General features: G+C 70.2%; 13 protein-coding genes. 12 read left to right on the top strand and 1 reads right to left on the bottom strand.

Features of this window, described 5'->3' with window-relative positions:
* Positions 1 to 6 precede the first annotated feature (6 nt).
* Positions 7 to 924 (top strand): threonine/serine dehydratase, encoded by a 918-nt coding sequence (locus ACFYVL_RS39125; RefSeq protein ID WP_389253827.1) that lies wholly within the window; start codon positions 7 to 9, stop codon positions 922 to 924.
* A 115-nt stretch (positions 925 to 1,039) separates the two neighbouring features.
* Here the strand turns inward: ACFYVL_RS39125 and ACFYVL_RS39120 are convergent, their stop codons facing one another.
* Entirely contained in the window at positions 1,040 to 1,906 is an 867-nt protein-coding gene (locus ACFYVL_RS39120) for an NlpC/P60 family protein (protein ID WP_389253825.1), read from the bottom strand.
* 795 nt (positions 1,907 to 2,701) lie between these two features.
* Between ACFYVL_RS39120 and ACFYVL_RS39115 the strand changes: the two genes are divergently transcribed.
* Genes ACFYVL_RS39115 through nuoK form a run of 11 tightly spaced genes read left to right on the top strand, consistent with a single transcriptional unit; the run spans position 2,702 to position 13,566 of the window.
* The gene (locus tag ACFYVL_RS39115) at positions 2,702 to 3,061 is read left to right on the top strand and encodes an NADH-quinone oxidoreductase subunit A (RefSeq protein WP_189821185.1); all 360 of its coding nucleotides are present in this window, start codon (positions 2,702 to 2,704) and stop codon (positions 3,059 to 3,061) included.
* Between the two features lie 18 nt (positions 3,062 to 3,079).
* Positions 3,080 to 3,634, top strand: coding sequence for an NADH-quinone oxidoreductase subunit B family protein (locus ACFYVL_RS39110; protein ID WP_005313804.1), 555 nt, complete (start codon positions 3,080 to 3,082; stop codon positions 3,632 to 3,634).
* Positions 3,631 to 4,350 carry an NADH-quinone oxidoreductase subunit C gene (locus tag ACFYVL_RS39105; RefSeq protein ID WP_389253823.1) on the top strand — a complete coding sequence of 240 codons (720 nt, stop codon included), beginning with the start codon at positions 3,631 to 3,633 and terminating at the stop codon, positions 4,348 to 4,350. The genes ACFYVL_RS39110 and ACFYVL_RS39105 overlap by 4 nt, the downstream gene beginning before the upstream one ends.
* A complete protein-coding gene (locus ACFYVL_RS39100; RefSeq protein ID WP_389253821.1) occupies positions 4,347 to 5,687 on the top strand; it encodes an NADH-quinone oxidoreductase subunit D in 1,341 nt (446 codons plus the stop codon). The genes ACFYVL_RS39105 and ACFYVL_RS39100 overlap by 4 nt, the downstream gene beginning before the upstream one ends.
* A complete protein-coding gene (gene nuoE, locus ACFYVL_RS39095) occupies positions 5,684 to 6,535 on the top strand; it encodes an NADH-quinone oxidoreductase subunit NuoE (protein WP_389253819.1) in 852 nt (283 codons plus the stop codon). The genes ACFYVL_RS39100 and nuoE overlap by 4 nt, the downstream gene beginning before the upstream one ends.
* Positions 6,532 to 7,905, top strand: a complete 1,374-nt coding sequence (gene nuoF, locus ACFYVL_RS39090) for an NADH-quinone oxidoreductase subunit NuoF (protein WP_389253817.1) — start codon at positions 6,532 to 6,534, stop codon at positions 7,903 to 7,905. The genes nuoE and nuoF overlap by 4 nt, the downstream gene beginning before the upstream one ends.
* Positions 7,902 to 10,421, top strand: coding sequence for an NADH-quinone oxidoreductase subunit G (locus ACFYVL_RS39085; protein WP_389253815.1), 2,520 nt, complete (start codon positions 7,902 to 7,904; stop codon positions 10,419 to 10,421). Before nuoF ends, ACFYVL_RS39085 begins: the two co-directional genes overlap by 4 nt.
* Positions 10,418 to 11,779: an NADH-quinone oxidoreductase subunit NuoH gene (gene nuoH / locus ACFYVL_RS39080; protein WP_389253813.1), complete on the top strand. Its 1,362-nt coding sequence runs from the start codon at positions 10,418 to 10,420 to the stop codon at positions 11,777 to 11,779. The genes ACFYVL_RS39085 and nuoH overlap by 4 nt, the downstream gene beginning before the upstream one ends.
* A complete protein-coding gene (gene nuoI / locus ACFYVL_RS39075) occupies positions 11,772 to 12,422 on the top strand; it encodes an NADH-quinone oxidoreductase subunit NuoI (protein ID WP_389253811.1) in 651 nt (216 codons plus the stop codon). The genes nuoH and nuoI overlap by 8 nt, the downstream gene beginning before the upstream one ends.
* On the top strand, positions 12,419 to 13,270 hold the full coding sequence (locus tag ACFYVL_RS39070) for an NADH-quinone oxidoreductase subunit J (protein ID WP_389253809.1): 852 nt from the start codon (positions 12,419 to 12,421) through the stop codon (positions 13,268 to 13,270). The genes nuoI and ACFYVL_RS39070 overlap by 4 nt, the downstream gene beginning before the upstream one ends.
* Entirely contained in the window at positions 13,267 to 13,566 is a 300-nt protein-coding gene (gene nuoK / locus ACFYVL_RS39065) for an NADH-quinone oxidoreductase subunit NuoK (protein WP_189554133.1), read from the top strand. The genes ACFYVL_RS39070 and nuoK overlap by 4 nt, the downstream gene beginning before the upstream one ends.
* Positions 13,567 to 13,576: the final 10 nt, after the last annotated feature.

Raw genomic sequence — 13,576 nt, 5'->3', positions numbered from 1 at the left:
GCCCCCGTGCCCCACCCCCCTCTCACCCCCGGCGACATCAAGGCCGCCGCCGACCGCATCGCCGGACACGTCCGGCCCGTCACCGTGGCCCCGGCGGACTCCGGCAACGTCCTCGCTCTCGAATTCATGCAGCACACCGGCAGCTTCAAGGCCCGCGGTGCGATGAACTTCCTGCTCGCGCACCGTGAGGCCGGCACCCTTCCCGACGCCGGCGTCACCATCGCCTCCGGCGGCAACGCGGGACTCGCCTGCGCCTGGGCGGCGCGCGCCAACCACGTGCGGGCGACCGTGTTCCTGCCCGAGAACGCCCCACCGGTGAAGGTGGCCCGGCTGAACTCCTACGGCGCGGACGTCCGCCTCGTCGGCACGCGGTACGACGAGGCGCGGGCCGCCTGCGCGGAGTTCGCCCGGGAATCGGGTGCGCTCGCCTCGCACGCGTACGACCATCCGCTCGTCGCGGCGGGCGCGGGCACCCTCACCGGGGAGATCCTGTGCCAGGTCCCCGGCGGCCTCGACACGATCGTGGTCTCGGTGGGCGGCGGCGGCCTCTTCGCGGGCGTGGCGACCGCCGCGCTGGAAGCGGGCGTCGAGGTGGTCGCCGTCGAGCCGGCGAACTGCCGTGCCCTGAACGCCGCCCTGGCGGCCGGGCACGTCGTGGACGCCCCGGTGGACTCCGTCGCCGCCGACTCGCTGGGCGCCACCCGCGCGTCCGGCACGGCGCTCGCCGTGGCCCGCCGCGACGGGGTGCGCTCGGTGCTCGTCGACGACGAGGCGATCGTACGGGCGCGGCAGCGGCTCTGGGACGAGCGGCGGCTCGCGGTCGAGCACGCGGCGGCGACGGCGTACGCGTACGAGCCGAGGCCGACGGAGCGGACGGCCGTCGTGCTGTGCGGCGCCAACACCGGCCTCGCGGACCTGACCTGACCTGACCTGAGCGTCCGCGTACCCGTACACGACGAAGGGCCGCCGTCCCCGAGCGGAGGGGACGACGGCCCTTCGGCCGTGCTGCACAGGCGAAGCCGGAAGACCGGGCCTCGGATCAGAGAACGCGGACCGCGCCGGTCGGCGGGTCGTACGAGAGCGGACGCTCCACGACACCGGTGCTCGGGTTCTGCGCACCGACGAACATGCCGCCGCCCACGTAGACGGCCGTGTGGTACGCGCTGCCCGCGCTGCCCCAGTAGAGGAGGTCGCCGGGCTGGAGGTTGTCGAGGCCGACCTGCGTGCCCGCGGTCGACTGGCCCTGCGAGACGCGCGGCAGGTCCACGTTGATGGAGCCGAACGCGGCCTGCATGAGGCCCGAGCAGTCCCACGCGTTGGGGCCGGTGCTGCCCATGACGTACGCGTCGCCGATCTGGGCGCGCGCGAACGCGATGACGGCGGCGGCGCTGCCGGTGGCGCTGGAGGAGGACTTGGCGGAGCTGCCGGAGCCCTCGGAGGACGAGGAGGAGCCGGAGGAGCCCGAGGAGGCGGCGAGGGTGGTCCGCTCGGAGGAACGCGAGGCGCGCTCCTGCTCGGCCTTCTCCTCGGCCTTCTTGCGGGCCTCGTCGGCCTTCTTCTTGGCCTCGGCCTTGCGGTCCGCCTCGGCGAGCGCCTGGCGGGCGTCCTTCATGGCGTCGTTCGCGGCGGCCTGCTGGCGGGCCTCGCGGTCGTACTCGAAGGCGATCTGCTGGGTGGCCTCGGCGCTGGCCGTGGCCGGAGCGGTGGACGTCGTGACAGCAGCGGGGGTCGCGGCGAGCGCGGGCATCTCGACGGTCTCGTGCACCGGCTCGGCGTATGCCGGAGCCGCCGCACCAGCCACCGCGATGGTGCTGAGGACGCCACCGGCAACTCCGGCACGGAGCGCCATCTTCGAGGCGCTGCGGCGGGGCTTCCGGTGGCTGGGTATGTGAGCGGTGTGGGACATGAGAACAACCGCTATCAGAGGTAACGAGTCGGCCACAAGAAACGTGGTCTCCGCCACAGTTGCCAACGCGTGGTCCGAATTCGGCGTCCGCGCGCGCTTATTGACGCCGTAAAGGGCAAAACGGGCATGGCCTTTCAACCCTGTGATCATGGGTTTTCCGCGATACGCCCGAATTGCCCCGACGACTACCATCCGTTCACACGCATGGCCAAGCCCGCTTTTCTGACGGATCATCGGGTGTGACGCAGGTCACAGGTTGTGGGTCGATCGCCGCTCTCCGCCGGGACTTCACCCGCGCCGCGGCTCCTTCTTCGCGTCCACCGCCCCCGCCGGCCCGTCCGTTCGTGAACGCGTGCACGTGTCCACCCGGCTCCGCCGACCCCCTCGCGAGAGTGAGTGAGTGAAGGCGCCGGACCGATATCACTGGATCGCGTCCATCGCCAATTTGCTTGTAGGCGCCACCTCTTGATAGAGCAACACGCCTCCGACCAGGGGTAACTCCGCCGAATGTCACGTCTGGTGATCACTCGCGCGCTTCCGGTACGTAGATCACCGCTCATCCGGCTTCATGATCCTTCGTCAGGTGGTGGAGATCACAAAGCCGTTGTCGTACCCCGTGTCGCAGATCACAGACCGGCAGGCATAGGATGCGGGGCAGTCAGGCTTGTGAACTGCCTCACATATCCGCGATCTTCATACCGTCCTCGCGGCGAGGCGCACCGGCCCCCCGCGACGGGGTTATGCACGAGCCCGGCGCGGTCCAACGGTCAAGGACGACTGGAAGGAGCGAGGAGGGTGAATGCTTACGCGCCCATCCTTGTGCTCGGCGCCCTCGGGGCAGGGTTTGCGATCTTCTCCGTGGTCATGGCCACGCTTATCGGCCCCAAGCGCTACAACCGGGCAAAGCAGGAAGCGTACGAGTGCGGCATCGAGCCCACACCCACGCCGGCCGGCGGCGGCCGCTTTCCCATCAAGTACTACCTGACGGCGATGCTGTTCATCGTCTTCGACATCGAGATCGTCTTCCTCTATCCCTGGGCGGTCTCCTTCGACGCCCTGGGGATTTTCGGGCTCGTCGAGATGCTCCTCTTCGTGCTCACCGTTTTTGTCGCGTACGCGTATGTATGGCGTCGCGGCGGCCTGGAATGGGACTGAGGGGCTGAGGGAACACCCATGGGACTCGAAGAGAAACTGCCGAGCGGCTTTCTGCTGACGACCGTCGAACAGGCCGCGGGCTGGGTGCGGAAGTCCTCCGTCTTCCCCGCGACGTTCGGCCTCGCCTGCTGCGCCATCGAGATGATGACCACGGGAGCGGGCCGGTACGACCTGGCCCGCTTCGGCATGGAGGTCTTCCGCGGCTCGCCCCGGCAGGCCGACCTGATGATCGTGGCCGGCCGGGTCAGCCAGAAGATGGCGCCGGTGCTGCGGCAGGTCTACGACCAGATGCCGAACCCCAAGTGGGTCATTTCCATGGGGGTCTGCGCCTCCTCGGGCGGCATGTTCAACAACTACGCGATCGTCCAGGGCGTCGACCACATCGTCCCCGTGGACATCTACCTGCCGGGCTGCCCGCCCCGCCCCGAAATGCTGATGGACGCGATCCTCAAGCTCCACCAGAAGATCCAGGGCTCCAAGCTCGGCGTGAACGCGGAGGAAGCGGCCCGCGAGGCGGAGGAGGCGGCCCTCAAGGCGCTCCCCACCATCGAGATGAAGGGCCTCCTGCGGTGAGCGACAGCGAAGTGAACGGCGCCGAGGGCGGACTCCCCGCCCAGCGCGACGACAACGGCGAGGTGCTGCGCGTCCGCAAGGGCATGTTCGGCGCCAACAACGGCGGGGACACGACGGGGTACGGCGGCCTGGTCCGCACCGTCACCTTCCCCGGCGAGGCCACCCGGCCCTACGGCGGCTGGTTCGACGAGGTCGCCGACGAGCTGGAGGGCGCCCTGGAGGAGCAGGACCTGCTCCCCTCCCACGCCATCGAGAAGACGGTCGTCGACCGCGGCGAACTCACCTTCCACATCGCCCGCGAGCACCTCCTGACGGTCGCCCGCACCCTGCGCGACGACCCGGCCCTGCGCTTCGAGCTGTGCACGGGAGTCAGCGGCGTGCACTTCCTGGAGGACAAGGGACGCGAGCTGCACGCGGTCTACCACCTGCGCTCGCTCACCCACGGCCGGCTGATCCGCCTCGAAGTCAGCGCCCCCGACGCCGACCCGCACGTCCCCTCGCTGGTTCCGGTGTACCCGACCAACGACTGGCACGAGCGCGAGGCGTACGACTTCTTCGGCCTGATCTTCGACGGCCACCCCGCCCTGACCCGGATCATGATGCCGGACGACTGGCAGGGCTTCCCGCAGCGCAAGGACTACCCCCTCGGCGGCATCGCCGTCGAGTACAAGGGCGCCCAGATCCCGGCTCCGGACCAGCGGAGGTCGTACTCGTGACCACCCCTTCTTCTTCCCCCTCTTCCGCGTCGGCCCGCGAGACCACCGAAGGCACCGTCTACACGGTCACCGGCGGCGACTGGGACGAGGTCGTCCAGTCCGCGGCGAAGGCGGACGACGAGCGCATCGTCGTCAACATGGGCCCCCAGCACCCGTCCACCCACGGCGTGCTCCGCCTCATCCTGGAGATCGACGGCGAGACCGTCACCGAGGCCCGCTGCGGCATCGGCTACCTCCACACCGGCATCGAGAAGAACCTCGAATTCCGGAACTGGACGCAGGGCACCACCTTCGTCACGCGCATGGACTACCTGACGCCGTTCTTCAACGAGACGGCGTACTGCCTGGGCGTCGAGAAGCTGCTCGGCATCACCGACCAGATCCCCGACCGGGCCAGCATCATCCGCGTCATGCTGATGGAGCTCAACCGGCTCTCCTCGCACCTGGTGTGCATCGCCACCGGCGGCATGGAGCTGGGCGCGACCACGATCATGATCTACGGCTTCCGGGACCGCGAACTCATCCTGGACGCCTTCGAGCTGATCACCGGCCTGCGCATGAACCACGCTTTCGTCCGCCCCGGCGGCCTCGCCCAGGACCTCCCGCCGGGCGCCATGGACAAGCTCGCCGAGCTGCTGAAGACCATGCGCAAGAACCTGCCGGAGTACGACAAGCTCGCCACCGGCAACCCCATCTTCAAGGCCCGCATGCAGGACGTCGGATACCTCGACCTCACCGGCTGCATGGCGCTCGGCGCCACCGGCCCGGTGCTCCGCTCCGCCGGACTGCCGCACGACCTGCGCAAGACCGACCCGTACTGCGGCTACGAGACCTACGACTTCGAGGTCCCCACCGCCGACACCTGCGACTCCTACGGCCGGTTCCTGATCCGGCTCGAAGAGATGCGCCAGTCCCTCGACATCGTCGAGCAGTGCCTGGAGCGCCTCAAGAAGCCCGGCGACGTGATGGTCGCGGACAAGAAGATCGCCTGGCCTGCCCAGCTCGCCATCGGCGCCGACGGCCTCGGCAACTCCCTCGACCACATCCGGAAGATCATGGGCACCTCCATGGAGGCCCTGATCCACCACTTCAAGCTGGTGACGGAGGGCTTCAGGGTCCCGGCCGGCCAGGCGTACGCGGCGGTCGAGTCCCCCAAGGGCGAACTCGGCGTGCACGTCGTCTCCGACGGCGGCACCCGCCCCTACCGGGTCCACTTCCGCGACCCGTCCTTCACCAACCTCCAGGCCATGGCGGCGATGTGCGAGGGCGGCCAGGTCGCCGACGTCATCGTCGCCGTCGCGTCCATCGACCCCGTGATGGGAGGCGTCGACCGATGACCGATGTGTCACTGGGCATGCCCCAACTGCCCGCCCCCGCCTACCCGGACGAGGTCCGGGCCCGGCTCGAAGCGGACGCGAAGGAGGTCATCGGCCGCTACCCCGACAGCCGCTCCGCGCTGCTGCCGCTGCTGCACCTCGTGCAGTCCGAGGAGGGGTACGTCTCCCGCACCGGGATGCGGTTCTGCGCCGAGGTCCTCGGCCTGACCACCGCCGAGGTCACCGCGGTCGCCACCTTCTACACCATGTACCGGCGCAAGGCCTCCGGCGACTACCAGGTCGGCGTCTGCACCAACACGCTCTGCGCGGTGATGGGCGGCGACGCCATCTTCGACGAGCTGAAGAGCTACCTGGGGGTCGGCAACAACGAGACCACCGGCGACGGCAAGGTCACCCTCGAACACATCGAGTGCAACGCGGCCTGCGACTACGCCCCCGTGGTGATGGTCAACTGGGAGTTCTTCGACAACCAGACCCCCGAGTCGGCCAAGCGGCTCGTCGACGACCTGCGCGCCGGACGCCCCGTCGAACCCACCCGCGGCGCGCCCCTGTGCACGTACAAGGAGACCGCCCGCATCCTGGCCGGCTTCCCCGACGAGCGCCCCGGCGCGGTCGAGGCCTCCGGCGGCGCGGGCCCCGCCTCGCTGCTCGGACTCAGGCTCGCCAAGGGCGAGACGCCCGGCCAGGCCCGCGTCGTGGCGCCGCGCGGCGAGAGCCCGCAGGAAGCGCCGCAGCCGGGCTCCCAGCACCTCAGCTCGCACGACGCACCGCAGCAGACCTCGGCCTCCGACCCCGCTGCCGCGCCCGAGCAGCACCCGGCCGGGCCTTCGTCCGAGGAGGGGGAGTGATGACCTTGGCAGCCGAGATCAACAGCAACGGCAACGGAGACAGCCCCGAGAAGCTGCTCTCGCCCGTCCTGTCCGCCTTCTGGGACGACCCGCGGTCGTGGACGCTGGAGACCTACCGCAGGCACGAGGGGTACGAAGGCCTGCGCAAGGCCCTCGCGATGACCCCCGACGACCTCATCGCCTATGTGAAGGACTCCGGCCTCCGCGGTCGCGGCGGTGCCGGCTTCCCCACCGGGATGAAGTGGCAGTTCATCCCCCAGGGGGACGGCAAGCCGCACTATCTGGTTGTCAACGCCGACGAATCGGAGCCGGGGACCTGCAAGGACATCCCGCTCCTCTTCGCGAACCCGCACAGCCTCATCGAGGGCATCGTGATCGCCTGCTACGCGATCCGTTCGCAACACGCGTTCATCTATCTGCGCGGTGAGACGGTCCCCGTGCTGCGCAGGTTGCACGAGGCCGTGCGAGAGGCGTACGAGGCGGGCTACCTCGGCAAGAACGTCCTCGGCAGCGGACTCGACCTCGAACTCACCGTGCACGCGGGGGCGGGCGCGTACATCTGCGGCGAGGAGACCGCGCTGCTGGACTCGCTCGAAGGACGCCGCGGCCAGCCCCGGCTGCGTCCCCCCTTCCCCGCGGTCGCCGGGCTCTACGCCTGTCCCACTGTGGTGAACAACGTCGAGTCGATCGCATCCGTTCCCGCGATCCTCAACAAGGGCAAAGAATGGTTCCGCTCGATGGGCAGCGAGAAGTCCCCGGGCTTCACGCTGTACTCGCTGAGCGGCCACGTCGCCAACCCCGGCCAGTTCGAGGCCCCCCTCGGCATCACCCTGCGCCAGCTGCTCGACATGAGCGGCGGGATGCGCCCCGGGCACCGGCTCAAGTTCTGGACCCCGGGCGGCTCCTCGACCCCGATGTTCACCGACGAGCACCTCGACGTGGCACTGGACTACGAGGGCGTCGGCGCCGCCGGGTCCATGCTCGGCACCAAGGCGCTCCAGTGCTTCGACGAGACCACCTGCGTGGTGCGGGCGGTCACCCGCTGGACCGAGTTCTACGCCCACGAGTCCTGCGGCAAGTGCACGCCCTGCCGTGAAGGAACGTACTGGCTGGTCCAGTTGCTCCGGGACATCGAGGCCGGCAAGGGGCAGATGTCCGACCTCGACAAGCTCAACGACATCGCCGACAACATCAACGGCAAGTCCTTCTGCGCGCTGGGCGACGGCGCCGCATCGCCGATCTTCTCCTCCCTCCAGTACTTCCGCGAGGAGTACGAGGAGCACATCACCGGCAAGGGCTGCCCCTTCGACCCCGCCAAGTCGACCCTGTGGGCCGACCGCTACCCCGACACCACGGAGGTGAACGCATGACCGTCACGACCAACAGCGCTCCCTCCGGGGGCGGCGAGGCGGCCATCCCGCCCGAGGACCTCGTCTCGCTGACGATCGACGGCATCGGCATCAGCGTCCCCAAGGGCACCCTGGTGATCCGCGCCGCCGAACTCCTCGGCATCGAGATCCCGCGCTTCTGCGACCACCCCCTCCTCGACCCGGCCGGCGCCTGCCGCCAGTGCATCGTCGAGGTCGAGGGCCAGCGCAAGCCGATGGCCTCCTGCACCATCACCTGCACCGACGGCATGGTCGTCAAGTCCCAGCTCACCTCGCCCGTCGCCGACAAGGCGCAGCGCGGCGTGATGGAACTGCTGCTGATCAACCACCCGCTGGACTGCCCGGTCTGCGACAAGGGCGGCGAGTGCCCCCTGCAGAACCAGGCCATGTCGCACGGCGACCCGGACTCCCGCTTCGAGGGCAAGAAGCGGACGTACGAGAAGCCCGTCCCGATCTCCACCCAGGTGCTCCTGGACCGCGAACGGTGCGTGCTGTGCGCGCGCTGCACCCGGTTCTCCAACCAGGTGGCGGGCGACCCGATGATCGAGCTGATCGAGCGCGGCGCGCTCCAGCAGGTCGGCACCGGCGAGGGCGACCCGTTCGAGTCGTACTTCTCCGGCAACACCATCCAGATCTGCCCGGTCGGCGCGCTCACCTCGGCCGCCTACCGGTTCCGCTCCCGCCCCTTCGACCTGGTCTCCTCGCCGTCGGTCTGCGAGCACTGCGCGGGCGGCTGCGCGACCCGCACCGACCACCGGCGCGGCAAGGTCATGCGCCGCATGGCCGCCGAGGACCCGGAGGTCAACGAGGAGTGGCTGTGCGACAAGGGGCGGTTCGGCTTCCGCTACGCCCAGCGCCCCGACCGGCTCAGGACCCCGCTGGTACGGAACGCGGAGAGCGGTGAGCTGGAGCCCGCCAGCTGGCCCGAGGCACTGGCGGCGGCGGCCAAGGGGCTGTCGGCGGCCCGCGGCCGGGCCGGAGTGCTCACCGGCGGGCGGCTGACCGTCGAGGACGCCTACGCGTACAGCAAGTTCGCGCGCACCGCCCTCGACACCAACGACATCGACTTCCGCGCGCGCGTCCACAGCGGCGAGGAGGCCGACTTCCTGGCCGCCCGCGTCGCCGGGCGGGGCCGTGACCTCGACGGCACCGGCGTCACGTACAACACCCTGGAGAAGGCCCCGGCCGTGCTCCTCGCCGGGTTCGAGTCCGAGGAGGAGGCGCCCGGCGTCTTCCTGCGGCTGCGCAAGGCCCACCGCAAGCACGGCCAGCGCACCTACGCCATCGCCTCGCACGCCACCCGCGGCCTGGAGAAGGCGGGCGGCACCCTGCTGCCCGCCGCCCCTGGCACCGAGACCGAGTGGCTGGACGCGCTCGCGGGCCACGCGGGCCTGGACGCCGACGGGGTCGCCGCGGCCGACGCGCTGCGCGAGCCCGGCGCGGTCGTCGTCGTGGGCGAGCGGCTGGCCGGAGTGCCCGGCGGCCTCACCGCCGCGGTACGCACCGCCGCCGCGACCGGCGCCGAACTGGTGTGGATCCCGCGCCGGGCCGGCGAGCGCGGCGCCGTCGAGGCGGGCGCCATCCCCTCGCTGCTGCCCGGCGGACGCCCCGCGACCGACCCGCGCGCGCGTGAGGAGGTCGCGAACGTGTGGCGGGTGGCCGAACTGCCGCACCGGCACGGGCGCGACACCGGCCAGATCGTCGAGGCCGCCGCCACCGGCGAACTCCTCGCCCTGGTCGTCGCCGGGGTCGAGCCCGGCGACCTGCCGGACCCGGCACGCGCGCGCACGGCGCTCGACGAGGTGCGCTTCCTGGTCTCCCTGGAACTGCGGCCCAGCGAGGTCACCGACCACGCGGACGTCGTCCTTCCGGTGGCCGCCGTCGCCGAGAAGCCCGGCACCTTCCTCAACTGGGAGGGCAGGGCCCGGATGTTCGAGGCCGCCCTCAAGCCGGAGCAGATGACCCGCACGCTCGCCCCGAGCGACGCGCGCGTGCTGCACATGCTCGCGGACGAGATGGACGTGCACCTGGCGCTGCCGGACCTGAAGTCCGTACGGCGCGAGCTGGACCGGCTCGGCGGCTGGGACGGCGCGCACGCCTCCGCACCGCTGGAGACCTCCCGGCCGCTGCCCCGCGCGGGCGCCGGCGAGGCCGTGCTCGCGGGCCACCGCCTGCTGCTCGACCAGGGCAGGCTCCAGGACGGCGACGAGGCACTGGCCGGCACCCGGCACGCGGCCGTCGCCCGGCTCTCCGCCGCCACCGCCGCCGAGACCGGCGTCAAGGGCGGCGACGTGCTCGCGGTGACCGGCCCCGCCGGAACGGTCGAACTGCCGCTCCAGGTAACCGAGATGCCCGACCGGGTGGTCTGGCTGCCGATGAACTCGGCCGGCGGCGGCGTCCTCTCCGACACCGGGGCCCGCCCCGGACAGCTCGTCACCCTGGCCCCCGCGACCCCCGCCCCGGGCGCCCCGACTTCCCCGACGGAGGTGACGGCATGACGATGTACCTCGCAGCGACGGAAGACCTGTCGATGTTCGGCACGGACCCCTGGTGGCTCGTCGCGATCAAGGCCGTCTTCTGCTTCGCGTTCCTGATGGTCACCGTGCTCTTCTCCATCGTGTGGGAGCGCAAGGTGGTGGCCTGGATGCAGCTGCGCATCGGCCCCAACCGGCACGGCCCCTGGGGCATGCTCCAGTCGCTCGCCGACGGCATCAAGCTGATGCTGAAGGAGGACCTGGTCGTCAAGCGGGCCGACAAGGTCGTCTACATCCTCGCGCCGATCGTCGCGGCCATCCCGGCCTTCATGGCGATCGCGGTCATCCCCTTCGGGCCGGCCGGCAACGAGGTCTCGATCTTCGGCCACCGCACCACGATGCAGCTCACCGACCTGCCCATCGCGATGCTCTACGTCCTCGCGTGCGCCTCGGTCGGCATCTACGGCATCGTCCTCGCGGGCTGGTCGTCGGGCTCGACGTACCCGCTGCTCGGCGGTCTGCGCTCGTGCGCGCAGATGATCTCGTACGAGATCGCCATGGGCGCCGCGTTCGCCTCGGTCTTCCTCTACTCCGGGTCGATGTCGACCTCGGCGATCGTGGAGGCGCAGGCGGACCGGTGGTTCATCATCCTGCTGCCGGTGTCGTTCATCATCTACGTCGTCACCATGGTCGGCGAGACCAACCGCGCCCCCTTCGACATGCCGGAGTCCGAGGGCGACCTCGTCGGCGGCTTCAACACCGAGTACTCCTCCATCAAGTTCGCGCTGTTCATGCTGGCCGAGTACGTCAACATGGTCACCGTCTCGGCGGTCTCCGTCACCCTCTTCCTGGGCGGCTGGCGGGCCCCGTACCCGATCAGCAGCTTCTGGGAGGGCGCGAACCACGGCTGGTGGCCGATGCTCTGGTTCGTCCTCAAGGTGCAGCTGCTGCTGTTCTTCTTCATCTGGCTGCGCGGCACGCTTCCCCGCGTCCGCTACGACCAGCTGATGAAGCTCGGCTGGAAGGTCCTGATCCCGGTCTCCGTGGTCTGGCTGATGCTCGTGGCGACCGTACGGGCGCTGCGCAACGCCAACGTCGAGTACCAGCAGATCGTGCTGTACGTCGCCGGGGGCGTGATCGCCGTGCTCCTGCTGTCGTTCCTGTGGGACTTCTTCCGGCGCGGCAAGGCCGAGGAGCCGGTCGACCAGGCGGCGTTCGACCCGATGGCCGGTGGCTTCCCGGTGCCGCCGCTGCCCGGACAGACCCTGCCGCCGGTGCCCCGCAGGCGCTCCCGGCAGGAGCGGGAGCTCGTTGTCAGTGGCGGCGGCAATACTGGCAACACCGCTACAGAGAGTGACGGAAAGGAGGCGGACGGTGTCTGAGGCATCTTCCCGGGGCGAGGACCCCCGGACCCCCTGGCAGAACCCCGTGGCCGGCTTCGGCGTGACCTTCAAGGCCATGTTCAAGAAGCGGCTGACCGAGCAGTACCCGGAAACGCCGAAGGTGACCGCGCCGCGCTTCCACGGCCGCCACCAGCTCAACCGGCACCCGGACGGCCTGGAGAAGTGCGTCGGGTGCGAACTGTGCGCCTGGGCCTGTCCGGCCGACGCGATCTACGTCGAGGGCGCGGACAACACCGAGGAGGAGCGCTACTCCCCGGGCGAGCGGTACGGCCGCGTCTACCAGATCAACTACGCCCGCTGCATCCTGTGCGGGCTGTGCATCGAGGCGTGCCCCACCCGGGCGCTCACGATGACCAACGAGTTCGAACTGGCCGACAGCAGCCGCGAGAACCTCATCTACACCAAGGACCAGCTCCTCGCCGGACTGACCGAGGGCATGGTCGACTCACCGCACTCGATCTTCCCCGGCACCGACGAGCAGGACTACTACCGGGGCCTGGTCACCGAGGCCGCCCCCGGCACGGTGCGGCAGGTCGCGCTGAGCAAGGGGGAGCGGCCCCAGGAGGGCGCCTCCACGTTCGGCGAGGACGAGCCCGCCTCCAGCAAGGCGGTGGGGGCATGACCAGCACCCTCGCCGCCGCGGCCTCGACCGGTGAGGCCGTGCAGTTCTGGATCCTGGGCACCGTCGCCGTCATCGGCGCGCTGTGCACCATCCTGATGAAGCGGGCCGTGCACAGCGCGCTGTGCCTCGCCGGGACCATGATCATCCTGGCGGTCTTCTACCTCGCCAACGGGGCGTACTTCCTGGGCATCGTCCAGATCGTCGTCTACACCGGCGCGATCATGATGCTCTTCCTCTTCGTGGTCATGCTCGTCGGCGTCACCGCGGCGGACTCCCTCAAGGAGACGCTGAAGGGCCAGCGCTGGCTCGCCGCGGGCTGCGGACTCGGCTTCGGCATCCTGCTGATCGCCGGCATCCGCAACGCCCAGCTGAAGGAGTTCAACGGCCTCGGCCGGGCCAACGCGGGCGGCAACGTCCAGGGCCTGGCGGAGCTGATCTTCACCAAGTACGTCTTCGCCTTCGAGATCACCGGCGCCCTGCTGATCACCGCCACCGTCGGCGCGATGGTCCTCACCAACCGCGAGCGCACCGAGCGCGCCAAGACCCAGCGCGAGCTGGCCGAGCAGCGCGTCCGCGAGGGCAAGCACCTCCCGCCGCTGCCCGCCCCCGGCGTCTACGCCCGGCACAACGCGGTGGACATCGCCGGTCTGCTCCCCGACGGCACCCCGTCCGAGCTGACCGTGATGAAGACCCTGCGCGAGCGCGGTCAGATCCGCGACGTCTCCACCGAGGCGCTGGAGGACCTGAAGGCGCTGGAGCAGCGCTCCGCCGAGCGGCTCGGCAGGGACGCCGACGCCGACCGGGACGCCGACCGCGGCCGTGACCGAGAAGAGGAGGCAGCCAAGTGAACCCGGTCAACTACCTCTATCTCGCGTCACTGTTGTTCACCATCGGCGCGGCGGGCGTTCTGATCCGGCGCAACGCCATCGTCGTGTTCATGTGCGTCGAGCTGATGCTCAACGCCTGCAACCTGGCACTCGTCGCGTTCTCCCGGATGCACGGCAATCTCGACGGCCAGATCATCGCCTTCTTCACGATGGTCGTCGCCGCCGCCGAGGTCGTGGTCGGCCTGGCGATCATCGTGTCGCTTTTCCGGTCCCGCCACTCGGCCTCGGTCGACGACGCCAGCCTGATGAAGCTGTAAGGGGCGTTAA

Source organism: Streptomyces sp. NPDC004111 (genome assembly GCF_042874215.1).
Classification (GTDB): Bacteria; Actinomycetota; Actinomycetes; order Streptomycetales; family Streptomycetaceae; genus Streptomyces.
The sequence above is the reverse complement of the archived record's forward strand: the minus strand, read 5'-3'. Positions and strand labels throughout refer to the sequence as shown.

What these genes read in the sequence shown, in the direction of transcription:
- ACFYVL_RS39110 (WP_005313804.1), top strand. Translation starts at nt 3,080, where the DNA reads ATGGGACTCGAAGAGAAACTGCCGAGCGGCTTTCTGCTGACGACCGTC.
- nuoH (WP_389253813.1), top strand. Translation starts at nt 10,418, where the DNA reads ATGACGATGTACCTCGCAGCGACGGAAGACCTGTCGATGTTCGGCACG.
- ACFYVL_RS39070 (WP_389253809.1), top strand. Translation starts at nt 12,419, where the DNA reads ATGACCAGCACCCTCGCCGCCGCGGCCTCGACCGGTGAGGCCGTGCAG.
- ACFYVL_RS39085 (WP_389253815.1), top strand. Translation starts at nt 7,902, where the DNA reads ATGACCGTCACGACCAACAGCGCTCCCTCCGGGGGCGGCGAGGCGGCC.
- ACFYVL_RS39120 (WP_389253825.1), bottom strand. Translation starts at nt 1,906, where the DNA reads ATGTCCCACACCGCTCACATACCCAGCCACCGGAAGCCCCGCCGCAGC.
- nuoE (WP_389253819.1), top strand. Translation starts at nt 5,684, where the DNA reads ATGACCGATGTGTCACTGGGCATGCCCCAACTGCCCGCCCCCGCCTAC.